Annotated in this window: 26 protein-coding genes; 7 read left to right on the forward strand and 19 right to left on the reverse strand. The window is 74.5% G+C overall.

Annotation, left to right across the window (positions count from 1 at the left end; genetic code table 11):
• The coding region (locus tag MY526_RS05705) for an alcohol dehydrogenase catalytic domain-containing protein (protein ID WP_436703433.1) at positions 1-230 on the reverse strand (230 nt) is incomplete at its 3' end.
• A 207-nt stretch (positions 231-437) separates the two neighbouring features.
• Between MY526_RS05705 and MY526_RS05710 the strand changes: the two genes are divergently transcribed.
• Both MY526_RS05710 and MY526_RS05715 read left to right on the forward strand, forming a co-directional pair.
• Positions 438-1853, forward strand: a complete 1416-nt coding sequence (locus MY526_RS05710) for an OFA family MFS transporter (protein WP_436695265.1) — start codon at positions 438-440, stop codon at positions 1851-1853.
• Positions 1850-1999, forward strand: coding sequence for an MFS transporter small subunit (locus tag MY526_RS05715; RefSeq protein ID WP_436695266.1), 150 nt, complete (start codon positions 1850-1852; stop codon positions 1997-1999). The genes MY526_RS05710 and MY526_RS05715 overlap by 4 nt, the downstream gene beginning before the upstream one ends.
• 33 nt (positions 2000-2032) lie before the next feature.
• Here the strand turns inward: MY526_RS05715 and MY526_RS05720 are convergent, their stop codons facing one another.
• The 7 genes from MY526_RS05720 to purB all read right to left on the reverse strand — a co-directional run bounded on the left by MY526_RS05720 (position 2033) and on the right by purB (position 8706).
• Positions 2033-2410: a sterol carrier family protein gene (locus MY526_RS05720; RefSeq protein WP_436695267.1), complete on the reverse strand. Its 378-nt coding sequence runs from the start codon at positions 2408-2410 to the stop codon at positions 2033-2035.
• Positions 2410-4776, reverse strand: coding sequence for a phosphoribosylformylglycinamidine synthase subunit PurL (purL, locus tag MY526_RS05725; RefSeq protein WP_436703434.1), 2367 nt, complete (start codon positions 4774-4776; stop codon positions 2410-2412). The genes MY526_RS05720 and purL overlap by 1 nt, the downstream gene beginning before the upstream one ends.
• Complete coding sequence (gene purQ, locus MY526_RS05730; protein WP_436703435.1) at positions 4773-5444, reverse strand: phosphoribosylformylglycinamidine synthase subunit PurQ; 672 nt, start codon at positions 5442-5444, stop codon at positions 4773-4775. Before purQ ends, purL begins: the two co-directional genes overlap by 4 nt.
• An 11-nt stretch (positions 5445-5455) precedes the next feature.
• Complete coding sequence (purS, locus tag MY526_RS05735) at positions 5456-5695, reverse strand: phosphoribosylformylglycinamidine synthase subunit PurS (protein ID WP_436695270.1); 240 nt, start codon at positions 5693-5695, stop codon at positions 5456-5458.
• 62 nt (positions 5696-5757) lie between these two features.
• Positions 5758-6519: an alpha/beta fold hydrolase gene (locus MY526_RS05740; protein ID WP_436695271.1), complete on the reverse strand. Its 762-nt coding sequence runs from the start codon at positions 6517-6519 to the stop codon at positions 5758-5760.
• Between the two features lies 1 nt (position 6520).
• Positions 6521-7384: a phosphoribosylaminoimidazolesuccinocarboxamide synthase gene (locus MY526_RS05745; protein WP_436703436.1), complete on the reverse strand. Its 864-nt coding sequence runs from the start codon at positions 7382-7384 to the stop codon at positions 6521-6523.
• On the reverse strand, positions 7381-8706 hold the full coding sequence (gene purB, locus MY526_RS05750; RefSeq protein ID WP_436695273.1) for an adenylosuccinate lyase: 1326 nt from the start codon (positions 8704-8706) through the stop codon (positions 7381-7383). Before purB ends, MY526_RS05745 begins: the two co-directional genes overlap by 4 nt.
• An 86-nt stretch (positions 8707-8792) precedes the next feature.
• On the opposite strand from purB, the gene MY526_RS05755 reads away from it, so the two are divergent.
• Positions 8793-10217, forward strand: coding sequence for an AI-2E family transporter (locus MY526_RS05755; RefSeq protein ID WP_436703437.1), 1425 nt, complete (start codon positions 8793-8795; stop codon positions 10215-10217).
• A gap of 79 nt (positions 10218-10296) precedes the next feature.
• Here MY526_RS05755 and purD read toward each other — a convergent pair whose 3' ends face one another.
• Positions 10297-11553, reverse strand: coding sequence for a phosphoribosylamine--glycine ligase (purD, locus tag MY526_RS05760; protein ID WP_436703438.1), 1257 nt, complete (start codon positions 11551-11553; stop codon positions 10297-10299).
• A gap of 21 nt (positions 11554-11574) precedes the next feature.
• A complete protein-coding gene (gene rsgA, locus MY526_RS05765) occupies positions 11575-12597 on the reverse strand; it encodes a ribosome small subunit-dependent GTPase A (protein ID WP_436703439.1) in 1023 nt (340 codons plus the stop codon).
• A gap of 104 nt (positions 12598-12701) precedes the next feature.
• Here rsgA and MY526_RS05770 point away from each other — a divergent pair, with 104 nt between their 5' ends.
• Positions 12702-13745 (forward strand): glycerophosphodiester phosphodiesterase family protein, encoded by a 1044-nt coding sequence (locus MY526_RS05770; protein WP_436703440.1) that lies wholly within the window; start codon positions 12702-12704, stop codon positions 13743-13745.
• Between the two features lie 3 nt (positions 13746-13748).
• Here MY526_RS05770 and MY526_RS05775 read toward each other — a convergent pair whose 3' ends face one another.
• Positions 13749-15038: an adenylosuccinate synthase gene (locus tag MY526_RS05775; RefSeq protein ID WP_436703441.1), complete on the reverse strand. Its 1290-nt coding sequence runs from the start codon at positions 15036-15038 to the stop codon at positions 13749-13751.
• A 67-nt stretch (positions 15039-15105) separates the two neighbouring features.
• On the opposite strand from MY526_RS05775, the gene MY526_RS05780 reads away from it, so the two are divergent.
• The 3 genes from MY526_RS05780 to MY526_RS05790 all read left to right on the forward strand — a co-directional run bounded on the left by MY526_RS05780 (position 15106) and on the right by MY526_RS05790 (position 17674).
• Complete coding sequence (locus tag MY526_RS05780) at positions 15106-15720, forward strand: hypothetical protein (RefSeq protein WP_436703442.1); 615 nt, start codon at positions 15106-15108, stop codon at positions 15718-15720.
• Between the two features lie 89 nt (positions 15721-15809).
• Positions 15810-16871 (forward strand): ABC transporter permease, encoded by a 1062-nt coding sequence (locus MY526_RS05785; RefSeq protein ID WP_436703443.1) that lies wholly within the window; start codon positions 15810-15812, stop codon positions 16869-16871.
• A complete protein-coding gene (locus MY526_RS05790; RefSeq protein ID WP_436695281.1) occupies positions 16868-17674 on the forward strand; it encodes an ATP-binding cassette domain-containing protein in 807 nt (268 codons plus the stop codon). The genes MY526_RS05785 and MY526_RS05790 overlap by 4 nt, the downstream gene beginning before the upstream one ends.
• Positions 17675-17735: 61 nt before the next feature.
• Here MY526_RS05790 and MY526_RS05795 read toward each other — a convergent pair whose 3' ends face one another.
• From MY526_RS05795 to MY526_RS05830, 8 genes are all read right to left on the reverse strand, one after another.
• Complete coding sequence (locus tag MY526_RS05795) at positions 17736-17879, reverse strand: GPGG-motif small membrane protein (protein WP_436703444.1); 144 nt, start codon at positions 17877-17879, stop codon at positions 17736-17738.
• A 161-nt stretch (positions 17880-18040) separates the two neighbouring features.
• Entirely contained in the window at positions 18041-18634 is a 594-nt protein-coding gene (locus tag MY526_RS05800) for a hypothetical protein (RefSeq protein ID WP_436703445.1), read from the reverse strand.
• Between the two features lie 82 nt (positions 18635-18716).
• Entirely contained in the window at positions 18717-19139 is a 423-nt protein-coding gene (locus MY526_RS05805) for a DUF3151 domain-containing protein (RefSeq protein ID WP_436695284.1), read from the reverse strand.
• Positions 19139-20173 (reverse strand): class II fructose-bisphosphate aldolase, encoded by a 1035-nt coding sequence (fbaA, locus tag MY526_RS05810; RefSeq protein WP_436695285.1) that lies wholly within the window; start codon positions 20171-20173, stop codon positions 19139-19141. Before fbaA ends, MY526_RS05805 begins: the two co-directional genes overlap by 1 nt.
• 61 nt (positions 20174-20234) lie before the next feature.
• Positions 20235-20861 (reverse strand): pentapeptide repeat-containing protein, encoded by a 627-nt coding sequence (locus tag MY526_RS05815; RefSeq protein WP_436703446.1) that lies wholly within the window; start codon positions 20859-20861, stop codon positions 20235-20237.
• A 3-nt stretch (positions 20862-20864) separates the two neighbouring features.
• Complete coding sequence (locus MY526_RS05820; protein WP_436703447.1) at positions 20865-22217, reverse strand: FAD-dependent oxidoreductase; 1353 nt, start codon at positions 22215-22217, stop codon at positions 20865-20867.
• Positions 22218-22229: 12 nt separating this feature from the next.
• Complete coding sequence (locus MY526_RS05825) at positions 22230-22499, reverse strand: hypothetical protein (RefSeq protein ID WP_436703448.1); 270 nt, start codon at positions 22497-22499, stop codon at positions 22230-22232.
• Between the two features lie 4 nt (positions 22500-22503).
• On the reverse strand, positions 22504-23895 hold the full coding sequence (locus MY526_RS05830) for an FAD-binding oxidoreductase (protein ID WP_436703449.1): 1392 nt from the start codon (positions 23893-23895) through the stop codon (positions 22504-22506).
• Between the last annotated feature and the right edge of the window lie 52 nt (positions 23896-23947).

A 23947-nucleotide genomic window follows, 5' to 3' on the forward strand; every position in this document is an offset into this window, starting at 1 on the left:
GTGACGCCGGCGCCGACCGCGGAGACGGTCCCGGCGGCCTCGTGGCCGAGCAGGAACGGGAACTCGTCGTTGATCCCGCCCTCGCGGTAGTGCAGGTCGGTGTGGCAGACGCCGCACGCCTGGACGTCGACGACCGCCTCACCCGGCCCGGGGTCGGGCACGATGATCGTCTCGACGGTGACCGGAGCACCCTTGCTGCGGGCGACGACGCCCTTCACCTCATAGGCCATGCGGCGAGCCTAGAACGGGCGTCCGCGGCCTCCACGGGGACTCCCGGCATGCGGAAGCCGCGCGGGCGGTCGTTGAGTTCGCAACGAAACGGTCTCGGCCGGCGCGCGGTACGTCTGAGCTGGACGTAGCGTTCGCGCGGGTTCGTGACCCTGCGCGCGTGCCCGCCCGGGGCACCCCCGGGACGCCCCCCGACCGGAGGTCCGTCCGTGGCAGTACCGAGCTTCCTGGCCCGCGACAGAATCGTGGCCCGTCCGGGGTTCAACCGGTGGTTGATCCCGCCGGCCGCCCTGGCGGTGCACCTCTGCATCGGCCAGGCCTACGCGACCAGCGTCTACAAGACCGCCCTCGTCGAGCACTTCGACTCGAGCCTGACCGCGATCGGCATCATCTTCTCGATCGCCATCGTCATGCTCGGCGTCTCCGCGGCGTTGTTCGGCACCTGGGTGGACAAGAACGGCCCCCGCGCCGCGATGTTCACCTCCGCCTGCTTCTGGGTGGCCGGCTTCCTGGTCGGATCGCTGGGGATCGCGACCGAGCAGCTGTGGCTGCTCTACCTCGGCTACGGCTTCCTGGGCGGCATCGGGCTGGGGATCGGCTACATCTCCCCGGTCTCCACCCTGATCAAGTGGTTCCCCGACCGCCCGGGTCTGGCCACCGGTATGGCGATCATGGGCTTCGGCGGCGGCGCGCTCATCGCCTCGCCGCTGTCCCGCCAGCTGATGGACGTCTACGACCCGGCGTACGACGGCAGCGCGGGCACCGTGCCCAGCGGCAGCGCCGTCGCCCTGCTCTTCCTCACCCTGGGCCTGGTCTACCTGGTCTTCATGATGTTCGGCGCGTTCATCGTGCGGGTGCCGGCCGACGACTGGCGCCCCGACGGCTTCGACCCGGCGTCGGTGAAGAAGAAGGCGCTGGTCACCACGGAGAGCGTCTCGGCGAACAACGCGATCAAGACGCCGCAGTTCTGGCTGCTGTGGATCGTGCTGTTCTGCAACGTCACCGCGGGTATCGGCATCCTCGAGCAGGCCGCACCGATGATCCAGGACTTCTTCCGCGAGAACGGGTCCTCGGCCGTCGCCGCGACGGCCGCGGCCGGGTTCGTGGGCCTGCTGTCGCTGTTCAACATGGGCGGCCGGTTCGTCTGGTCCTCGACGTCGGACTACATCGGCCGCAAACCGATCTACATGATCTACCTGGGCGTCGGCATCGTCCTGTACATCATCCTGGCCACGCTGGGCAGCACCGCGACCTGGATCTTCGTCCTCACCGCCGCGGTGATCATCAGCTTCTACGGCGGCGGGTTCGCCACGATCCCGGCCTACCTGCGCGACCTCTTCGGTACCTACCAGGTGGGCGCCATCCACGGCCGGCTGCTCACCGCGTGGTCGGCCGCCGGCATCGCGGGGCCGCTCATCGTCAACGGCGTCCTGGACACCCAGGGCACGCCCGGCGAGCTGGTCGCGGCCAACTACCGGCCGGCGCTGTTCATCATGGTCGGCCTGCTGGCGATCGGGTTCGTCGCGAACCTGCTGGTCCGGCCGGTCGCCGCCACCTGGCACGAGCCGAAGGCCGCCGACCCCGCCACCGCTCGCGCCAACCCGGAACGGAGCGCCACCCGATGAGCTCGAGCCCGTCGCCGTCCCCGTCCCAGCAGCCGGCGCACACCCCGACCGGGCTGATCGCCCTCGCCTGGGCCCTGGTCGGCGTCCCGCTGGCGTACGGCCTCTACAACACGGTGAAGACCGCGATCACCCTCTTCACCGGCTGAGCCCGGGCGGGGCAGAAATGGCCATTTCTGCCCCTACCGGAGCGGGGGCAGGGGCAGGTGCGGGGAGAGGTCGGCACGGTTGCCGCTGGCGGTGAGCCGGCCCTCCGCGACCGCGGTGCCCCAGTCCAGCCGGCCGCTGGCCAGCCGCAGCCAGGTGGCGGCGTCGGTCTCCACCACGTTCGGCGGGGTCCCCCGGGTGTGCCGTGGACCGGGCACGCACTGGACGGCGACGTGCGGGGGCACCCGCAACTCCACCGAGCGGCCGGGCACCTGCTGGGCCAGCCAGCGGGCGGTGGTCTTCACCGCCGCGCCGACCACCGACCGCGGCGGCTGCTCCGCCTCGCCCGCCAGCCACGCCAGCGTGGGTTCCAGCGCCGCCCGCAGCTCCTCGGCGGAGATGGGGGCGGGCATCAGCTGGTGGGGACGGTCCCCGCGGGGACGGCGCCGACCGTGGCCTCCGGCGTGCCGAACAGCGCCGGGAGGGTGGCGCTCCAGGCGGCGCGGAGCTCGGCCAGCGACAGGTCGGCCACGCCCTCGACGAGCAGCGCGTCGCCGCCCGTCGTCCCGAGCTCGGTGACCGGCACCCCGGCCTCCTCGGCGGCCCGCCGCACCGCGTGGGGGTCGCCCGTCGTCACCACGGCCCGCGCCGCGGACTCGCTGAACAGCGCGGTGAAGGCGTCTCCGGTCAGTGCCAGCCGGGCGCCGACGCCGTGCCGCAGGGCCGACTCGGCCAGCGCCTGTGCCAGGCCGCCGTCGGCGAGGTCGTGCGCGGAGCCGACGACGCCCTGACGGCTCAGCGCGGCGAGCAGCTCGCCGAGGGACCGCTCGGCCGCCAGGTCGACCGCCGGCGGGCGGCCGCCGAGATGGCCGTGCACGACCGACGCCCAGGCCGAACCGCCGAACTCCGGCCGGGTCTCGCCGAGCAGCAGCACGGTCTCCCCCGCCGTCCGCCAGCCGGTCGGCACCCGCGTGCGGACGTCCTCGTGCACGCCGAGGACGCCGATGACCGGCGTCGGGTTGATCGCCACGTCACCGGTCTGGTTGTAGAGGCTGACGTTGCCGCCGGTGACCGGCAGGCCCAGGTCGCGGCAGGCGTCGGCCAGCCCGCGGACGGCCTCACCGAACTGCCACATGACCTCGGGCTCCTCCGGCGAGCCGAAGTTGAGGCAGTTGGTGACCGCCAGCGGCCGCGCGCCGGAGACGGCGACGTTGCGGTACGCCTCGGCCAGGTTGAGCTGCGCGCCGGCGTACGGGTCGAGGCGGGCGTAGCGGCCGTTGCCGTCGAGGGCCAGCGCGATGCCGCGGTGGCTCTCCTCGTCGATGCGGACCACGCCGGCGTCGTCGGGCTGGGCCAGCACGGTGTTGCCGCGGACGTAGCGGTCGTACTGCTCGGTCACCCACGTCTTGTCCGCGCCGTCCGGGCTGGCGACGACGGCCAGCCAGTGCGCGGCGAGCTCGTCGGGCGTCCGCGGGCGGCGCAGCGCCGCAGGGTCGTCGGCCTGCAGGTCGTCGAGGTCGGCCGGCCGCTGCATCGGGCGCTCGTAGACCGGGCCCTCGTGGGCGACGGTGCGCGGCGGGACGTCGACGATCCGCTCCCCGTGCCAGTCGACGGTCAGCCGGTCGCCGTCGGTGACCTCACCGATGACGGTCGCGAGCACGTCCCACTTGCGGCAGACGGCGAGGAAGGCGTCGACCTTGCCCGGCTCGACGATCGCGCACATGCGCTCCTGGGACTCGCTCATCAGGATCTCGGCCGGGGTGAGCGTCGAGTCGCGCAGCGGGACGGCGTCCAGGTCGACGTGCATCCCGCCGGTGCCGGCGCTGGCCAGCTCGCTGGTGGCGCAGGAGAGCCCGGCGCCGCCGAGGTCCTGGATGCCGGTGACGAGGTCGGCGGCGAAGATCTCCAGGCAGGCCTCGATGAGCAGCTTCTCGGTGAACGGGTCGCCCACCTGCACGCTCGGGCGCTTGGCCGGCCCCTCCTCGTCGAAGGTCTCGCTGGCCAGCACGCTGACGCCGCCGATCCCGTCGCCGCCGGTGCGGGCGCCGAACAGGATCACCTTGTTGCCGACGCCCTCGGCCTTGGCCAGCCGGACGTCCTCGTGCTTCATCACGCCGACGCACAGCGCGTTGACCAGCGGGTTGCCGGCGTAGCAGTCGTCGAACAGCAGCTCGCCGCCGATGTTGGGCAGGCCCAGGCAGTTGCCGTAGCCGCCGACGCCGGCCACGACCCCGGGCAGCACGCGGGCGGTGTCGGGGGCGTCGGCCCGGCCGAAGCGCAGCGAGTCCATGACCGCGATCGGCCGCGCGCCCATGGTGAGGATGTCGCGGACGATGCCGCCGACCCCGGTGGCCGCGCCCTGGTAGGGCTCGACGTAGCTGGGGTGGTTGTGCGACTCGACCTTGAAGGTGACCGCGTAGCCGTCCCCGACGTCGACCACGCCGGCGTTCTCGCCGATGCCGACCAGCAGGGCGTCGCTGGGCGGCAGGTCGCCGAACCGGCGCAGGTGCACCTTGGAGCTCTTGTAGGAGCAGTGCTCGCTCCACATGACCGAGTACATCGCCAGCTCGGCGGTGGTGGGCCGGCGGCCGAGGATGCCGCGGATCCGGTCGTACTCGTCGGACTTCAGCCCGAGCTCGGCCCACGGCTGCTCGTCGTCGGGGTTCTTCCCGGCGATCTCGACGGTGTCGACACCCGCGCCTCGACTCCGACCTCGTTCCGCTCCTCGCTCGCTGGCGCTCGCTGCGATGCTCGCTCGGGCGTCGTCTTCGGAGTTCACGCGTTCACGACCGCCTTCAGCACGGAGGTGAAGAAGCCCAGCCCGTCGGTGCTCGGGCCGGTGAGGTCTTCGACGGCGTGCTCCGGGTGCGGCATGAGCCCGACCACGCGCCCGTTCTCGCTGGTGACACCGGCGATGTCGTTCGAGCTGCCGTTGGGGTTGCCGTCGACGTAGCGGACGGCGACCCGGCCCTCGGCCTCGAGCCGCTCGAGGTCCGCCGGCGCGGCGACGTACCGGCCCTCGCCGTTCTTCACCGGGACGACGATCCGCTGGCCGGCCTCGTAGGACGCCGTCCACGCGGTGTCGGCCCGCTCGATGCGCAGCACCTGGTCGCGGTTGCGGAAGTGCAGGTGGCTGTTGCGGGTCAGGGCGCCCGGGAGCAGGCCGGCCTCGCAGAGCACCTGGAAGCCGTTGCAGATGCCGAGCACGGGCATGCCGTCGCGCGCGCGGTCGACGACGTCGCGCATCATCGGCGCCCGCGCGGCGATCGCGCCGGCCCGCAGGTAGTCGCCGTAGGAGAAGCCCCCCGGCAGGACGACGGCGTCGACCCCCTGCAGGTCGTGCGACGCGTGCCAGAGCGCGACCGGCTCGGGGCCGGCCAGCCGCACCGCGCGTGCGGCGTCGACGTCGTCCAGGGAGCCCGGGAAGGTGATGACACCGATGCGCACGAGGATCTCTCTCAGTCGGTGGGGAGGTGCAGCTCGACGTCCTCGATGACGGGGTTGGCCAGCAGCGTCTCGGCGATCTGCCGCAGCTCCGCCTCGTCGGGCGTCCCGTCGACCTCGAGCACGAAGTGCTTGCCCTGGCGGACGCTGCGCACGCTGTCGTGGCCGAGCCGGCCCAGCGCTCCCAGCACCGCCTGACCCTGGGGGTCGGAGATCTCCGGCTTCAGGACGACGTCGACGACCACCTGGGACACGCGGACGAGGGTACCGGGGTGGCGTGGCCCACTCGCCGCGATGCGGGTGACGCTCCCCACGGTCACGGGGCGAGCAGCGACCAGACCGCCTCGGGGGCCTCCCAGTGGGCGTTGTGGCCGGCGCCCTCGAGCAGCACCGCGCCGGGGTCCACGCGGCGCATCGCGTCGAGGCCGACCATCGGGTCGGCCGCGCCCGCGGCCAGCCGCAGCGGCGCCACCGCCCGGGCCAGCACCTGCTCGACCGGCGGGCCGACGGCGCCGAACGCCCGCGGGTCGAGCGCCGCGGCGAACCCGCCGTCCACCTCCCGGACGCCGGCCCGCGCGACCGGGTCCTCCGGTGCCGCCAGCCCGGCGAGGCCGGCCAGCCGCAGGTGCCGGTCGGCGGCCTCGGCGGCGGTCGGGAAGACCTGCGACGGGCGGGCGGCCATCGACCGCGCGCGGGCCTCCTCCTCGGGCGTCCAGTCGATCTTCACCCCGACGGCGACGACGCGGGCGACGTCCACGCCGTACCAGCCGCCGGCCAGCACCGCGCCGACGACGCCGCCGAACGAGTGCCCCAGCACGGTCACGCGGGACGCCCCCGTCGCGACCGCCACCGCCGCCATGTCGGCGGCGTGCGCCGCGTAGCCGTACGGCGGCTCGGCCACCGAGCGGCCGTGCCCTCGCAGGTCGGGCACCGCCCAGGAGCCGGGCCACGACGCCTCGACCACTGGCAGCAGCCGGTCCCACACCGCGCCGGTGGCGCCCAGCCCGTGCAGCAGGAGCAGCAGGTCCTCCCCGGACCCGCCGGAGCGGTACGCGATGCCCGCGCGCGTCTCGGCCACGTCAGCGGAAGGTCGTGCCGGTCAGCCGCTCGTAGGCGGTGACGTACCGCTCCCGGGTCGCCTCGACGACGTCGGCGGGCAGCTCCGGCGGCGGGGAGACGCGGTCCCAGCCGGAGTCGGTCAGCCAGTCGCGGACGTACTGCTTGTCGTACGAGGGCTGCGCGGCCCCCGGCGACCACAGCGTCGCCGGCCAGAAGCGGGACGAGTCCGGCGTGAGCACCTCGTCCCCGAGGGTCAGCCGGCCGTCGGCGTCCAGGCCGAACTCGACCTTGGTGTCGGCGAGGACGATGCCGGCCTCCAGCGCGATCTCCGCCCCGCGGCGGTACAGCGCCAGGGTCAGCTCGCGCAGCTCGCCGGCGCGGGCCTCGCCCACCGCTGCGACGACGGCGGCGAAGTCGATCGCCTCGTCGTGCTGGCCCACCTCGGCCTTGGTCGACGGCGTGAACACGGGCTCGGGCAGCTGCGAGCCCTCCACCAGCCCGGCGGGCAGCGGGACGTCCCGGATCGACCCGGTCCGCTGGTACTCGACCGTCCCGGAGCCCGACAGGTAGCCGCGGGCCACGCACTCGACCGGGAGCATCTCCAGCCGGCGGACCAGCATCGCCCGGCCGGCGACCTCCGCGGGGACGTCGGTCGCCGACAGCAGGTGGTGCGCGGCCCCGAACGACGACAGGACCGGCGTCAGCTGCTCGAACCACCACACCGACAGCGCGGTGAGCACCCGACCCTTGTCCGGGATCGGCGTCGGCAGCACGTGGTCGTACGCGGAGATCCGGTCCGACGCGACCAGCAGCAGCCGGTCCGGGCCGGCGTCGTAGATCTCGCGCACCTTCCCCCGCGCGACGAGCGGCAGGTCCACGCTCACGTGAGGGCGGCCAGCCGCTCGAACAGCGGGTCAAGCTGGGCCACGTAGCGCTCCGGCCGGCAGATCTCGTCCAGCCGGGCCTCGTCGAGGGTCACCCCGGAGGCCGCGGCGCGGTCGCGGAGGGTCTGCCGGAACGGCGTTCCGGTGTTCCACGTCTCCATGGCCGCGCCCTGCACCAGCGCGTAGGCGTCCTCGCGGGAGAGCCCGCCCTCGACCACCTCCAGGAGCACCGACGACGTGTAGATGAGCCCGCCGGTCGACTCCAGGTTGGCCCGCATCCGGCCGGCGTCCACCACCAGGCCCTCCACCAGGCCGGTGGTGAGGTGCAGCAGGTAGTCGGTGGTGATCGCGGCGTCGGGCAGGAAGACCCGCTCGGTGGAGGAGTGCGAGATGTCCCGCTCGTGCCAGAGCGGGATGCCCTCCATCACCGGCACGACGGCGGCCCGCACCACGCGGGCCAGGCCCGCGATGCGCTCCGACCGGATCGGGTTCTTCTTGTGCGGCATGGCGCTGGAGCCCTTCTGGCCGGAGCCGAAGGCCTCCGACAGCTCCCGCACCTCGGTCCGCTGACCGTGCCGCACCTCGAGCGCGATGGTCTCGCAGACCGTGGCGATGATCGCCAGCGCGGAGACCCACTCGCTCACCGAGTCGCGCATGACGACCTGCGTCGAGGCGTCGGCCGGCCGCAGCGACAGCGCCTCGGCCACGGCGACCTCGACCGACGGGTCGATGAGCGAGTACGTGCCGACCGCGCCGGAGATGGCGACGACGCCGACCCGGTCGCGGGCCGCCCGCAGCCGGTCGCGGGAGCGGGCCGCGGCGAAGGCGATGTCGGCGACGCGGTGGCCCCACACGACGGGCTCGGCGTGCACGCCGTGGGTCCGGCCGACCTTGATCGTGTGCCGGTGCTCCAGACCGTGGTCGCGCAGCACGGCCACCAGCCGGTCCAGCCGCGCCAGCAGCAGGTCGGTCGCCTCGGTCAGCTGCACCGCCAGCGCCGTGTCCAGCAGGTCCGACGACGTCATGCCGTGGTGCACGTAGGCGGCCGCCGACCGGGGCGTGGTGTTGTCCGCCCACGCGGTGAGGAAGGCGATGACGTCGTGCTGCGTCGTCTCCTCGATCTCCGCGACCCGCTCCGGCGTGGGTGGCGGCGCATCGCGCACCGGCGCCACCACGTCGGCGGGCACCCGCCCGGCCGCGGCGTGCGCCTCCAGCACGAGGGTCTCCACCCGGCACCAGAGCTCGTACTTGTGCTGGTCGCTCCAGACCCGTCCCATGTCGGGGAGGGTGTAGCGCTCGATCATGCGGGTACCGCCCGCCACCGGTCAGCTCGTCGCACCACGGGCACAGTGTCCCGTAGGGCTAACGTGATCATGGACGGGCCCCAGAGCCCGGGCGGAGGTACACGATGCTGCGACGCGCGGGCTCCCTGGTGGCGCGGGCCCGGGAACGCATCCGCGCCGCCGCGGAGCACGACCCGTACCACTGGCCCGAGCGCGACGGCGACCGGGCGATCCTGGTCCACGACGACGTCCCGGCCGACGCCGACCCCGAGCCGTCCGGCGAGGAGGCGCCCGGGGACGAGCCCGCCGACCGGCCCCCGCTGGGCAGCCCCGAGCCCGGTGCTCCCGACCTCGACAGCCCCGGCGGCGTCAGCGGGCCACCCCCTGGCGGGCGCCCGCAACGCACCGGCCACCACGTCCGCCGGCTGACCGGCGCCGACCGCGTCCCCGCCGTCGACGCCGCCGTCCCGGCCGGGCTGCGGATCGCCGCGTCCTGGTCGTGGCGGCTGATCGCGGTCATCGCCGGCGTCTACGTGCTGCTCTACGCCGCCGCGTACGTCGCCGTCGTCGTCGTCCCGGTGTTCGTGGCGCTGCTGCTGGCCGCGCTGCTGCAGCCGGGCGCCGCGGCGCTGGTTCGGCACGGCTGGCCCCGGTCGCTGGCCGCGCTGGCCATGCTCGTCGTCGGCCTCGGGGTCGTCGCCGGGATCATCACGCTGGTCGTGGAGCGGTTCACCGCCGGCTTCTCCGACCTCGCCGACCAGGTGAACCAGGGCCTCACCCAGATCCGCGACTTCGTCGTCGACACCTTCCCGGTGTCGCAGCGGCAGATCGACGAGGCGCTGACGGCCGCCCAGGAGGCGCTCGTCGCCAACCAGGACACGCTCACCTCCGGGGCGATCACCACCGCGGCGACCGTCGGCGAGGTGTTCGCCGGCATCGTCCTGGCGCTGTTCACGCTGTTCTTCTTCCTCAAGGACGGCCGGTCGATCTGGCTCTGGCTGGTGGGGCTGTGCCCGGCCGACGCCCGCGCCTACATCGACGAGGCGGCCCGCCGCTCCTGGCGCACGCTGATCTCCTACGTGCGCGCCACCGTCGCCGTCGCGCTGGTCGACGCGGTGGGCATCGGCATCGGGCTGGCGATCCTGCAGGTGCCACTGGTCATCCCGCTGGCCGCGCTGGTGTTCCTCGGCGCGTTCATCCCGATCATCGGGTCGTTCCTCGCCGGGACGGTGGCGGTGCTGGTGGCGCTGGTGGCCAACGGCCCGATCACCGCGCTGATCACGCTCGCCGTCGTCGTGCTGGTGATGCAGCTGGAGGGGCACGTCCTGCAGCCGCTGCTGCTGGGTCGCGCCGTCCGCGTGCACCCGCTGGCCGTCGTCCTGGCGATCGCCGCCGGGCTGCTCATCGCCGGCATCTTCGGCGCGCTCATCGCCGTGCCGATCGTGGCGTGCGCCAACGTGGCCGGCACCTACCTGGCCCGGCGGCACGACGGGCCGCGGCCACCCGAGCCGCGCCCCGACCGGGCGCGCCCGGCCGTCACCGTGGAGTAGGAGAAGGACCCCGTCCCACCCACCCCTCGCAAGCTCGGGGCGGTGCCCTGGACGGTGCCAGTCGCGACGTCCTGACCTGTCAGCCGACGGCGACCCTGCCCTCGACAGCGGCCAGCGCGATGTCGGTGCGCCAGTGCGCGTCGGCCAGCCGGACGCCGGCCACCCGCTCGTAGGCCAGCTGCCGGGCCGCGGCGAGGTCGGCGCCCACAGCGGTCACCGCCAGCACCCGCCCGCCCGCGGACCGTACCGTCCCGTCCGCGTCGGCGGTGGTGCCCGCGTGCAGCACCCCCGCGCCGTCGGCGCCGGTGATCGGGTCGCCGGTGCGCGGCCGCTCGGGGTACCCCGGCGCGGCGACGACGACCGTGACCGCGGCGCCCGCGCGCCAGCGCAGCGGCGGGTGGTCGGCCAGCGTGCCGGTGGCGGCGGCGTGCAGCAGCCCGGCCAGCGGGGTCTCCAGCAGCGGCAGCACGACCTGGGTCTCGGGGTCGCCGAAGCGGGCGTTGAACTCGACCACCCGCAGGCCGCGGGAGGTCAGCGCGAGGCCGGCATAGAGCAGCCCCGAGAACGCCTCGCCGCGGCGGGCCATCTCGTCGACGGTCGGCTGGAGGACGGTGGCCAGCACCTCGTCGACCAGCCCGGCCGGCGCCCACGGCAGCGGCGCGTAGGCCCCCATCCCGCCGGTGTTCGGGCCGGCGTCGCCGTCGTCGCGGCGCTTGGCGTCCTGCGCGGGCACCAGCGGCAGCACCGTCGTCCCGTCGGTGACGGCGAACAGCGACACCTCGGGGCCGTCGAGGTACTCCTCGACCAGCACGGCGCCGCCGGCGTCGAGGACTCGGTGCCCGTGGGTGACGGCGGCGGCCCGGTCGGTGGTGACGACGACGCCCTTGCCCGCGGCCAGGCCGTCGTCCTTGACCACGTACGGCGCCCCCGCCTCGTCCAGCGCGGTCTCCAGCTCCGCCGGGCCGCCGACCGGCCACGAGCGGGCGGTCGGCACACCCGCGGCGGTCATCACGTGCTTGGCGAAGGACTTGCTGCCCTCGAGCTGGGCCGCCTCGGCGGACGGTCCGAAGCAGGCGATGCCGGCGTCCCGGACCGCGTCGGCCGCCCCGGCCACCAGCGGCACCTCCGGGCCGACGACGACCAGGTCGGCGCCCCAGCCGGTGGCCAGCGCGGCGATCGCGACCGGGTCCGCGACGTCGACCGCGGCCGGCTCGGCGATCGTGCGGGTGCCGGCGTTACCCGGCGCGCAGGCCAGGGCGGTGACCGCCGGGTCGTCGCGCAGAGCGACGCACAGGGCGTGCTCCCGGGCACCGGAACCGATCACGAGCACGCGCACGGACGGCGACCCTACCCACCCTCACCGCATGCGGTTGGGCTGCGCCCGGTAGGCGCGGTACAGGGCGCGGACGCGGGCGTGCTCGGCGGCCCGGGCCCGGGCGTCCGAGCGCAGCGCCTGCCGCCGCGCCTCGGCCTGGAGCTTGCGCCAGGCGGCGTAGCGGGCCGGGTCCAGCCGGCCCTCGGCGATCGCGGCGGCGACGGCGCAGCCGGGCTCCGAGCGGTGCCCGCAGTCGCGGAACCGGCACCGCTGCGCCAGCTCGGTGACGTCGGCGTAGGTGGTGTCGATGCCCTCGTCGTCGACCAGCCCCAGCTCCCGCATGCCCGGGGTGTCCACCAGCAGGCCGCCGCCGGGGAGCAGGTGCAGCTCGCGGGCGGTGGTGGTGTGCCGGCCGCGGCCGTCGCTCCCGCGGATCGCGCTCGTCGCGATCAGCTCCGCGCCGAGCAGCGCGTTGGCCAGGCTGGACTTCCCGACGCCGGAGGGGCCGACCATCGCCGCCGTCCGGCCGGGGCCGATGCGGGCGGAGACCTCCGCCACGCCGGCCCCGCTCACCGAGCTGACCGGCAGCACGTCGACGCCGAGGGCGGACTCGGCGACCTCCTGGACCGCGGCGGGCACGTCGTCGCACAGGTCGGCCTTGGTGAGGACGACGACCGGCGTCGCCCCGCTGCCCCACGCGACCGCGAGGTAGCGCTCGACCCGGCGCAGCCGCTGCGGGCCGGCGAGGGCGTCGACGACCAGCACCGTGTCGAGGTTCGCGGCCACGACCTGCGCCGCCGACGTCCGGCCCGCGGTCACGCGGGTGAACGCCGTCCGGCGGGGCAGCACCGCCACGGCCAGCTCGCCGCGCAGGGCCACCCAGTCGCCCACGGCCGCGCCGGTGTCCCCGAGCAGCGCGGTACCCGGGTGCGCGCGCAGCTCGCCGTCGGCGGTCAGCACGGTCAGCCGGCCGCGGTCCACGCGGGCGACCCGCCCCGGGACGCAGTCGGGCGGCAGCTCCCCGGCGCGCTCGGGCGTCCACCCCAGGAGTGAGAGATCCGTCACGTCCGCATGGTGGCGCGCAGGTCAGCACGCTGTCGTCCGAATTGTCCGCGGATCACACCCGCACGTTCGCGTTCTGTTCAGGTGGCTGCGGTGTTCTCAATGACATGCACGCGAGCGAGTCGCTGGCAGTGGACCCGGCGACCGGCCTCCGCCGCCCCGTCGTCGTCGGCCACCGCGGCGCCCCCGCCTACCGCCCCGAGCACACCGCAGGCAGCTACGAGCTCGCCATCGACCTCGGCGCCGAGCTCATCGAGCCCGACGTCGTCGTCAGCCGGGACGGCGCGCTCGTCGTCCGGCACGAGAACGAGCTGTCGCGTTCCACCGACGTCGCCGGCCGGCCCGAGTTCGCCGGCCGGCGCACCACCCGGGTCGTCGGGGAGCGCGAGCGCAGCGGCTGGTTCGCCGAGGACTTCACCCTCGCCGAGCTGCGCACGCTGCGGGCGGTCGAGCGCATGCCCGAGCTGCGCCCGCTGAACACGCCCTACGACGGGCGGTTCGGCGTCCTGACGCTGGCCGAGGTCGTGGAGCTGGCCCGGCGCCGGTCCACCGCCGCCCGGCCCGTCCGCGTGCTCGCCGAGCTGAAGAAGCCGCGCTGGGCCGGCGAGCACGGCCTGCCGATGGTCGACCTCGTCGCCGCCGAGCTGCGCCGGCTGGGGGCGGACACCCCCGACGGCACGGTCGTGCTGCAGTCCTTCGACGCCGCCGCGCTGCGGGAGCTGCGCGCCGAGCTGGGGGACGCCGGGCCGACGATGCTGCAGCTGGTCGACGACGTGGCCGCCGACGACGCGATGGTGACCCCGGCCGGGCTGCGCGAGGTCAGCACCTACGCCCAGGGCATCGCGCCCAGCCGGCACCGGATCCTGCTGCGCGACGCCGACCAGGCGATGACCGGCGTCTCCACCCTCGTCAGCCAGGCGCACCGGGCCGGGCTGCTGGTGGTGCCGTGGACGCTGCGCCCCGAGAACGCCTTCCTGCCCCGCCACCTGCGCCGCGGGGAGGACCCCGCCGCCCCCGGCGACATGCAGACCGAGGCCCGGCTGCTGTTCGCCCTCGGCGTCGACGGGCTGATCACCGACGCGCCCGAGATCGGCCTCCGGGCACGTCAGGAGCTGGTCACCGCGCGGGACCGCACCCCGACGACCAGGTGACGTTCAGTTCAGGAGGTCGTGGACGACGACGTTCTCGTCGCGGCCCGGGCCGACGCCGATCACGCTGACCCGCGCGCCGGAGAGCTCCTCCAGCCGCCGCACGTAGGCCTGCGCGTTGGCCGGCAGCTCGTCGAAGGTGCGGCAGTTCCGGAGGTCCTCGAACCAGCCCGGCATCTCCTCGTACACCGGCGTGGCGTGGTGGAAGTCGGTCTGGGTCATCGGCATCTCGTCGTGCCGGACGCCGTCCACGTCGTAGGCCACGCAGATCGGCACCGTCTCCAGGCCGGAGAGGACGTCGAGCTTGGTGAGGAAGTAGTCGGTGATCCCGTTGACCCGGCTGGCGTAGCGGGCCACGACGGCGTCGAACCACCCGCAGCGGCGGTCCCGCCCGGTGGTGACGCCCACCTCGCCGCCCTGCTTGCGCAGGTACTCGCCGTTGGCGTCGAACAGCTCGGTCGGGAACGGGCCGGAGCCGACGCGGGTCGTGTAGGCCTTGAGGATGCCGACCACCCGCTCGATCCGCGTGGGGCCGATGCCCGAGCCGGTGGCCGCCCCGCCCGCGGTCGGGTTCGACGACGTCACGAACGGATAGGTGCCGTGGTCGACGTCGAGCAGCGTGCCCTGCGAGCCTTCCAGCAGGACCCACTCGCCGGCGTCGAGGGCCCTGCCGAGCAGCAGCCGGGTGTCGATGATCCGGTGCTTGAGCGCCTCGGCGTACTCCGCGTACTCCTCGACGACCTCGTCGACGTCGATCGCCTTGCGGTTGTAGACCTTGACCAGGATCTGGTTCTTCTCCTGGAGCGTGCCCTCGAGCTTCTGCCGGAGGATCGACAGGTCGAGGAGGTCCTGCACGCGGATGCCGGTGCGGGCCACCTTGTCGCCGTACGCCGGGCCGATGCCGCGGCCCGTGGTGCCGATCTTCCGCTTGCCCAGGAAGCGCTCGGTGACCTTGTCGAGGGCCCGGTGGTGCGGCATGATCAAGTGCGCGTCCGAGGAGATGACCAGGCGCGAGGTGTCCACCCCCCGCTCCTCCAGGCCGGCCAGCTCACCGATCAGCACCTCCGCGTCGACGACCACGCCGTTGCCGATGACCGGCGTGCACCCGGGGGTGAGGATGCCCGACGGGATCAGGTGCAGGGCGTAGCGCTCCCCGTCGGGCGTGATCACCGTGTGGCCGGCGTTGTTGCCGCCCTGGTACCGCACCACGTAGGGCACCCGGCCACCGAGCAGGTCGGTGGCCTTCCCCTTGCCCTCGTCGCCCCACTGGGCCCCGATCAGCACGACTGCCGGCATCTCGCTGTCGATCCCCTCAAGCGTCGGCACCGGCGGATGACCGGCTGGCAGGTGGCAGGGTATCCGCATGTCGCTCGCCGAGTTCGACCTGCGCGGCCTCGGGCCCGGCCAGGCGCCGTCCCGGGACGCCGTCGCGCCGGCGGCCGAGGCGGACGCGGTGCTGGTGAAGGGGCCGGTGGCGGCGCTGGCGGCGGTGCTCGCGGTCCTGCACAAGGCCGGTCGCACCGCGCTGGTCCCGGTGTCGTGGGAGCCGGCCGACGACACCTCCTCGACCGGCCTGGCCCGCGCGCTCGGCGTGGGCACCGGCGACGTACGGGAGCTGAGCCTGGTGCGCGACGACCACGGAGGGGTGCTGCTGCACCACGGCCGGCTCGAGGCGGCCGGCGAGGAGCGCCGTCGGCTGGCCCGGCGGTTCGGGGCGCAGGCCCACAACGACGCGGTGAAGGTCGCCGACGGGCGGATCACGCGGATCGACGTCCGGCCCGACTGGCGGCAGGCGGACACCCTGGGCGTCGTCGTCATGACGCTGCCGCTGCGGCCGGCCCGGCGCACGTCCGGCCGCGCGGTGCAGATCGCCTGCGACCCGGCGCGGGTGGTCCGGGACGGCGTCCCCTACCCGCGACCGGTCAGCCGGTGGACCTGGTACGCCGACGACCGGGTGCGCTGGCGGTTGCAGCCCTGACACGGGAGGGAGCCGGAGCCGGGCGTCTCGTGGACACTGAGCACCTCCCTCCCCGAGGAGGCCCCGCTGCCGACGTCCCGTCCCGGCCCGTGACCGCCGACGGTCTGCCCTCGTTCAGGCCGCACCCGGCCGCGCTGACCCCTGCCCGGCGTCGGCTGGTCGACCGGGCTCTGGCCCGCCCCAGCCTGGCGGCGTTCGCGGGCCTGGCGGTGGTGGTGGCGTTCTTCGGGGCGCAGGCGCCCGAGCTGCTCACCACCGGTGGGCTGGCCAGCGTCCTGGACGCCGCGGCGCTGCTCGGCATCGGCGGCGTGGCGGTCGCCCTGCTGCTGGTGTCGGGTCAGTTCGACCTCTCGATCGGCATGGTCGCCATCGGCAGCGCGCTGGTCACCGGACTGCTGATCGGGCAGGCCGGCTGGAGTGCCTGGCCGGCGCTGGTGGCGTCGCTGGCCGCGGCGCTGGCGGTCGGGGTGGTCAACGGCCTGATCGTCGTCCGCAGCGGGCTGCCCAGCTTCCTGGTGACGCTCGCGACCTTCCTGGTGCTGCAGGGGGTGGCGCTGGCCGGCACCCGGGCGATCACCGGGTCGGTGCGCATCGAGGGTCTGGGGTCGGCCCCGGACTGGTCGTCGGTGACCGCGGTGTTCGGGTCCACGGTGCAGGTCGGCGACGGCCGGTTCCGGATCGCGCTGCTCTGGTGGCTGGTGCTCACCGCGGTGGCGTCCTGGGTGCTGTGGCGCACCCGGTTCGGCAACGCGGTCTTCGCCGTCGGCGGCGCCCGCCAGGCGGCCCAGGAGCTCGGGGTACCCGACCGGCGGACGACGATCGTCCTGTTCTGCTGCACCGCGGCGGCCGGCTGGCTCATCGGCACGCTCGGCCTGGTGCGGATCGGCGGCGTCCAGGGCGGCCCCGGACTCGGGACGGCGATCGAGTTCGTCGTCGTCGCGGTCATCGGCGGCTGCCTGCTCACCGGCGGCTACGGCTCGGCGGTCGGCGCCGCGGTGGGCGCGCTGGTCTACGCCGTGGCCCGCCAGGGCGTCGTCCTGGCCGGGTGGGACGCGCGCTGGTTCGAGGCGTTCCTGGGCGTGCTGCTGCTGGTGGCGCTGCTGACCAACGGCGTCGTGCGCAGCCGGCTGCGGGCGGTGCCGCGGTGGTGAGCGAGCCGGCCGGCCCGGTGCTGGAGCTGCGCGGGGTCAGCGTCCACCACGGCAGCGTGCCGGCGCTGGCGCGGGTCAGCGCCGCCTTCGGCCCGGGCGAGATCACCTGTGTCCTCGGGGAGAACGGCTCGGGGAAGTCCACGCTGGTCTCGGTCCTCTCCGGGCTGCGCCGGCACGACGAGGGCGAGCTGCTGCTCGACGGCCGCCCGGTGCGCTTCCGGTCGCCGAAGGACGCGCGCGCCGCGGGCATCGCCACCGTCTGGCAGGACCTCGCCGTCGCACCGCTGCTGTCGGTGTGGCGGAACTTCTTCCTCGGCGCCGAGCCGACCCTCGGTGCGGGCCCGCTGCGCCGGCTGGACCTGGCCACGGCACGGGAGACCACGGTGCGGGCCATGGCCCGGGTCGGCGTGCTGGGGGTCGATCCCGACCAGCCGGCCGCGGCGCTGTGGGTCGGGGGGCGGCAGAGCCTGGCCATCGCCCGGGCGCTGCACTTCGGTGCCCGCGCACTGTTGGTCGACGAGCCCACGGCGCCCATGACGATCGCCCAGCACACCCTCGTCGGGCGGGCGGTGCTGGCCGCCCGCGCCCAGGGGCTGGCGGTCCTCGCGGTCACGAACAACCCGCGCTACGCGCACCTGATCGGCGACCGCTTCCTGCTGCTCGCGCACGGGCACGTGGCGGGCGACCTGACGCGTGAGGACGTCGACGCCGACGTCCTCACGCGCCTGATGGCCGGCGGTGACGAGCTGACCGCGCTCACCACCCGGCTGCGGCAGCTGCACCCGGAGCTCGACGAGCGCTGAGCGGCCCCGTCCCGAGGCTCGCGCCGAGCGGAGCACGGCGTGAGGAGGACGGGGTCCCTGTTCAGGTGAAGATGCTGACGCCGCCCGGCCCCACGAGAAGACCGACGACGATCAGCACGATGCCCCAGAGCAGCTGCCTGCGCAGGAGCGCGACGATGCCGGCGATGACGAGGATGACGGCGAGGATCCAGAGAAGCGTTGCCATGCAGCACCTCCGGTGAGGGGCGTCCGTGCCGGACGCCGGGGACGGAGCGTAACGAGCGGCAGGCGAACGCGCACGTCGAACGATCACACATCGTGACGAAACCGCAACCTGGTGATCGTTCACGACTCCCGGTCGACCCGGCCGGCGCCCCCGGTTCCTGATCACGCCGCGGGGTGGATCAGCCGCTCCAGCAGGTCCACGTGCCAGTCGACGTGGGCCCGGCGGCCGAGGTGCCCGCACGGCCGGACGAGGTCGAAGCGGGTGAGGACGGTGCCGGCGTCGGCCCACAGCAACGCCAGGTGGCCCGCGTGCGGGCGCGGGGCGTCGGGGCGCTCGCCGAGGTCGAGCTGCAGTTGCCGGCTGGGCCTCTGCCGGTAGAAGGCGCGCAGGCCGTCGGTGGCGGCGGCGGGGAGCTCGCCGTCGTCGGAGCGCCACACCCGCAGGACGTCGGTGGGCGTGCGCAGGATGAGACCGCTCATCGGCAGCCCCAGGTTGTCGGTGCCGGTGCCGCCGAGCTCCAGCTGCCGGGCCAGCAGCGGGTCGGAGAGCTCGTCGGGTGAGGCGCCCCAGGGCCGGAGCCGCTCCATCGCCTCCCGGCGGACCAGCTGGTGGTCCAGGTGCCGGTCGGCGGTGGGGTTCCACCCGTGCTCGGCGTGGACGGCCGCGCTGACCGCGACACCGGCCGACAGGGCCTGGTGGACGGCGAGCAGCAGCGGCCGCAGCCGATCGACGACGGCGGCCGGTGAGTGCTCCACGGTGCCCCAGTCTGCCCGGAGGCACCGACGTCCCCGGCACGCTGAGGGGCAGAAATGGCCATCTCTGCCCCTCAGGCCGGGGTCAGGGCGCCAGGTTGGGGTCGCTGTCGAGCAGCAGCTGGGTGCATCGCTCCTGCTCGTCGGTCTCGCCGATCGCCTCGGCGGCCCGGGCCAGCACCGTCAGGCAGCGCAGGAACCCGCGGTTGGGCTCGTGCGACCACGGCACCGGGCCGAAGCCCTTCCAGCCGTTGCGGCGCAGCGCGTCCAGCCCGCGGTGGTAGCCGGTGCGGGCGTAGGCGTAGGCCTCGATCGTGTCGCCCAGCTGGCGCTCGGGGCGGTTGAGCGCCTCCTCGGCCAGCGCCGCCCAGGCCGCGCTCACCGTGGGGTGGTGGGCGGCGACCTCGGCGGCCGGCGTGCCCGCGGCCAGCTCGGCGTCGGCCTCCGGGTTCGGCGGTAGGAGGGTGGCCGGCGGCTCGCCGAGCAGGTTGTGGTGCGCGTGGCTCATCAGTTGCCCTGCGACTGGCCGGCCGACAGCAGGTCCTCGCAGGCCTGGACGATGCGGGCGGCCATGCCGGTCTCCGCGGCCTTCAGGTAGCTGCGCGGGTCGTAGGCCTTCTTGTTGCCGACCTCGCCGTCGACCTTGAGGACGCCGTCGTAGTTGCTGAACATGTGCCCGACGATCGGCCGGGTGAAGGCGTACTGGGTGTCGGTGTCGACGTTCATCTTCACGACGCCGTAGGAGAGGGCCTCGCGGATCTCCTCCTGCGCCGACCCCGAGCCGCCGTGGAACACCAGGTTGAAGGGCTTGCTGCCGTCGGCCTGGCCGAACTCGCGGGCGACGACGTCCTGGCCCATCTTGAGGATCTCCGGGCGCAGCTTGACGTTGCCGGGCTTGTAGACGCCGTGCACGTTGCCGAAGGTGGCGGCGAGCAGGTAGATGCCCTTCTCCCCCAGGCCGAGCGACTTGGCGGTGGCGACGAAGTCGCCCTCGGCGGTGTACAGCTTGTCGTTGATGTCGTGCGAGACGCCGTCCTCCTCGCCGCCGACCACGCCGATCTCGACCTCCAGCACGATCTTGGCCGCGGATGCCTTCTCGATGAGCTCCTCGGCGATCGCGAGGTTCTCGGCGAGGTCGATCGCCGAGCCGTCCCACATGTGCGACTGGAACAGCGGCGCCTGGCCGGCGTCCACCCGGTCCTTGGAGAGGGCGATCAGCGGGCGTACGTAGGAGTCGAGCTTGTCCTTGGGGCAGTGGTCGGTGTGCAGCGCGACGTTGACCGGGTACTTCTCGGCGACGACGTGCGCGAACTCGGCCAGGGCGACTGCACCGGTGACCATGTCCTTGACCTTGGTGCCCGAGGCGAACTCCGCCCCACCGGTCGAGAACTGGATGATGCCGTCGCTGCCGGCGTCGGCGAAGCCCCGCAGGGCCGCGTTGACCGTCTCCGACGAGGTGCAGTTGATCGCCGGGTAGGCGAACCCGCCCTCCTTGGCCCGGCTGATCATGTCGGCGTAGACCTCTGGGGTCGCGATGGGCATGCGAGGCACTCCTTGCGTCGGGGGTGGCGCTTGCTCGGCGGCCAGTATCCCGCCGGTCGGTTCAGTCCGGGGTGTCGGGGCGGACGTCCAGGCCGAGGGCGGTCACCAGGGTGACGGCCTGGGAGACGTCGATCCGCGCGCCGGCGAGCTCGACCGTGCGGGGGTCGACCGCGGACAGGTCCGAACCGCGCAGGTCAGCGCCGCTGAGGTCGGTCCGGTGCAGCTCCGCGCCGGACAGGTCCAGGTGGCGCAGGGTCGCGCCGGACGCCCGCGCGCCGGCGAGGTCCGCCTCGCGCAGCCGCGTCCCGGTGAACGCGGCGCGCCGGAGGTCCGCGCCGGCCAGCCCGACGAAGGACCAGTCGCCCCGGGTGACGGTCATCAGGTCGAAGGTGCAGCGGTCGAACGTGCTGCCGGTGAGCTTGCAGTCGGTGAACTCGGCCCGGGCGAACGAGCAGCCGGTGAAGGTGCAGGTCACGAAGGCCGCGTCGGTGTGCCGGGAGAGTGTGAACCGGCAGTCGCGGAAGACGCACTCGGCGAAGACGGCGCCGACGTCGGTGGTCTCCGACAGGTCCACCCCGCCGAACGCCACCCGGGTGTGCTCCCGGCCGGAGAGGTCCTCGCCGTACCAGTCCCCACCCCGGACGTCGGTCTCCGTCGTCGGCTGCGCCCCGTCCCTGCGGTCGGCCACCGCTCACCCCTGCTCGACGCGGCTGGCCACCCGGGCGGCGACGACGACCGGGTCGTAGGTCGGGGAGAACGGCGGGGCGTAGGAGAGGTCGGAGCCCGCGAACTCCTCCGCGGTCAGGCCGGCCCAGATCGCGGTGGCGAGGACGTCGATCCGCTTGCCGCTGGTCGGCCCGCCGACGATCTGCGCCCCGAGCAGCCGGCCGGAGCCGCGGTCGCTGATCAGCTTCACCGTCATCGGGTCGGCGCCGGGGTAGTAGCCGGCCCGCGTCGTCCCCTCGATCGTCTCGACACGGCAGTCGTACCCGGCCGCCTCCGCCTCGCTGGTGCACAGCCCGGTGCGGGCGACCTCGAGCTCGCCGACCTTGGTCAGCGCGGTCCCGAGGACGCCGGCGAACCGCGCCGGCCGGCCGCCGATGACCGAGCCCGCGACCCGACCCTGCTTGTTGGCGTGCGTGCCGAGCGCGACGTGGGCCGGCTCGCCGGTCAGCCGGTGGTACGTCTGCGCGCAGTCCCCGGCGGCGAACACCTCCGGGTGCGACCGGCTGCGCTGGCTGCGGTCGACGTCGACGGCGCCGGTCTCGCCCAGCCGCAGCCCGGCCTCCTGCGCGAGCCCGGCCTCCGGCCCCATGCCCAGGCCGAGGACGACGAGGTCGCAGGGGTAGCTGCCCGCGTCGGTGCGCACGGCCCGGACCACGCCGTCGGCGTCGGTCTCGACCTCCCGCACCGGCTGGTTCGGCTGGACGTCGATGCCCATGTCCCCCATCGCCTTGCACACCCGCTCACCCATGTCGGCGTCCAGGAGGGACATCGGCAGCGGGTCGGCGAGGACGACGGTGACCGACAGCCCGCGGCCGTGCAGCACGTCGGCCATCTCCAGGCCGATGTAGCCGCCGCCCAGGACCACCGCGCGGCGGGCGCCCGCGGCCACCGCGGCCCGGATGTCGGCGCCGTCGGCCAGCCGGTGCACCCCGTGCACGCCCTCGGCGTCCAGGCCCGGCACGGGCGGACGCAGCGGCCGGCCACCGGTGGCCACGACCAGCCGGTCGTAGCCGAGCATCCCGCCGGTGTCGGTGCGGACGGTGCCGGCGTCGAGGTCGATCGCCTCGGCGCGGGTCCCGGTGCGGACGTCGATGTCCTGCGCGGCGAAGTCCCGCGGGGTGCGGGCGATCAGCCGGTCGCGGTCGGACACCACCCCGCCCACCCAGTAGGGGATGCCGCAGGCGGAGTAGGAGACCTCCGGCCCCTGCTCGAGGACGGTGATGGCCAGCTCGCCGGCCGGCCGCAGCCGCCGGGCCTGCGCGGCCGCGGACATGCCCGCGGCGTCCCCGCCGATCACCAGCAACCGGTCAGCGCTCATGCGGTCAGCGTGTCACCCGGGCGTCCCACCTGCGTGGTCGCGCCGGAGCAGGTCCACCGCCCGGGTGGCGGCGGCCAGCTGGGTGGGCGCCTGCGCGACCGACCAGCGGCGGGTGGCCCGGTCCACGGCGAGCGTCGTCCAGCCCTCCCCGTCCTCACCGGACAGGTGCACGAGCAGGGTCGCGGCGTCGTGCTCGACCCGGCAGCGGTGGTCGGGGCGCGCGGCCTCGTGCAGCGTGCCGCGCCGGGCGGCATCGGCGACGAACGACGTCCAGCGGGCCACGCGGTCAGCCCCGCCGCAGCACCTTGCCGGGGTTGAGCAGGCCGTCCGGGTCGAGCGCGCCCTTGATCGACCGGTGCACCTCCAGGGACACCGGTCCCACCTCTCGCTCGAGCCAGTCGACCTTGATCGACCCGACGCCGTGCTCGCCGGTGATCGTGCCGCCGAGGGCGAGGCCGAGTTCGAGGATGTCGTCGAAGGCGGCGAAGGCCCGCTCGCGCTGGTCGGCGTCGGTCGGGTCGAAGCAGATGGTCGGGTGCATGTTGCCGTCACCGGCGTGGCCGACCACCCCGATGGTCAGCGCGCGCTCGGCGGCGATGGTGTCGCAGCCGTCGAGGAAGGCGGCGATCCGCGAGCGGGGGACGGCGACGTCGTCGATGAGCGTGCTGCCCAGCCGTTCCAGCGCCGGCAGGGCCATGCGGCGGGCGGCGAGCAGCAGGTCGCCCTCGGCCGCGTCGTCGGTGGTGTGCACGAGGTCCGCGCCGGCCTCCCGGCACAGCTGCGCCAGCGCCTCGATCTCCCGCACCGCCGCCTCCCCGCCGGTGTCGGACTGCGCCACCAGCAGCGCGTGCGCGCCGCGGTCGAGGTCGGCGTGCATCAGGTCGTCGACGGCACAGATGCAGGTGTTGTCCATGACCTCCAGCAAGCTGGGCACCAGGCCGCTGGTGACCACGCTCTCGACGACCTGCCCGGTCTGCGCGGTGGTGGTGAACGTGGCGACGAGGGTGACCGGACGCTGCGGCGCCGGGCGCAGCGCGAGGGTGGCCTCGGTGATGACGCCGAGCGTGCCCTCCGAGCCGACGAACAGCCGGGCCAGGTCGTAGCCGGCGACGCCCTTCACGGTGCGCCGCCCGGTGCGCAGCACCCGGCCGTCGGCGAGCACGACCTCCAGGCCGAGCACGTAGTCGGTGGTGACGCCGTACTTCACGCAGCACAGCCCGCCGGAGTTGGTCGAGAGGTTGCCGCCGATCGTGCACCAGTCGTAGCTGGAGGGGTCCGGCGGGTAGAACAGCCCCGACCCGGCGACGGCGTCGCGCAGCTGCTTGTTCACCACGCCGGGCTGGACGACGGCCAGCCGGTCGGCCGGGGACACCTCCAGGACGGCGTCCATCCGGGTCGTCACCAGCGTGATCGCGCCGTCCACGGCGTTGCTCGCCCCGGCCAGCCCGGAGCCGGCGCCGCGCGGCACCACCGGGACGCCGTGCCGCGAGGCGATCCGCATGACCGCGGCCACCTCGGCGGTGTTGCGCGGGAAGACGACGGCCGCCGGGGTCCCCGCGTCGGCGAGCATCGCCTGGTCGCGGGCGTAGGACGCGGTGACGTCGGGGTCGGTCAGGACGCTGTCGGCACCCAGGGCATCGGCCAGCTCGGCCACCCACGCCGTCGTCACGGTGGTCACCGTCACACCGTACGACGGCGTGGCGCCGTCCAGAGGCTCGCCGCGAGCCTGC

Origin of the sequence: Geodermatophilus sp. CPCC 205761, from assembly GCF_051383655.1 — a bacterium.
Lineage (GTDB): Bacteria > Actinomycetota > Actinomycetes > Mycobacteriales > Geodermatophilaceae > Geodermatophilus.

What these genes read in the sequence shown, in the direction of transcription:
- MY526_RS05780 (WP_436703442.1), top strand. Translation starts at nt 15,106, where the DNA reads ATGTCGCTCGCCGAGTTCGACCTGCGCGGCCTCGGGCCCGGCCAGGCG.
- MY526_RS05795 (WP_436703444.1), bottom strand. Translation starts at nt 17,879, where the DNA reads ATGGCAACGCTTCTCTGGATCCTCGCCGTCATCCTCGTCATCGCCGGC.
- MY526_RS05720 (WP_436695267.1), bottom strand. Translation starts at nt 2,410, where the DNA reads ATGCCCGCCCCCATCTCCGCCGAGGAGCTGCGGGCGGCGCTGGAACCC.
- MY526_RS05770 (WP_436703440.1), top strand. Translation starts at nt 12,702, where the DNA reads ATGCACGCGAGCGAGTCGCTGGCAGTGGACCCGGCGACCGGCCTCCGC.
- MY526_RS05805 (WP_436695284.1), bottom strand. Translation starts at nt 19,139, where the DNA reads ATGAGCCACGCGCACCACAACCTGCTCGGCGAGCCGCCGGCCACCCTC.
- MY526_RS05820 (WP_436703447.1), bottom strand. Translation starts at nt 22,217, where the DNA reads ATGAGCGCTGACCGGTTGCTGGTGATCGGCGGGGACGCCGCGGGCATG.
- MY526_RS05755 (WP_436703437.1), top strand. Translation starts at nt 8,793, where the DNA reads ATGCTGCGACGCGCGGGCTCCCTGGTGGCGCGGGCCCGGGAACGCATC.
- fbaA (WP_436695285.1), bottom strand. Translation starts at nt 20,173, where the DNA reads ATGCCCATCGCGACCCCAGAGGTCTACGCCGACATGATCAGCCGGGCC.
- MY526_RS05775 (WP_436703441.1), bottom strand. Translation starts at nt 15,038, where the DNA reads ATGCCGGCAGTCGTGCTGATCGGGGCCCAGTGGGGCGACGAGGGCAAG.
- MY526_RS05715 (WP_436695266.1), top strand. Translation starts at nt 1,850, where the DNA reads ATGAGCTCGAGCCCGTCGCCGTCCCCGTCCCAGCAGCCGGCGCACACC.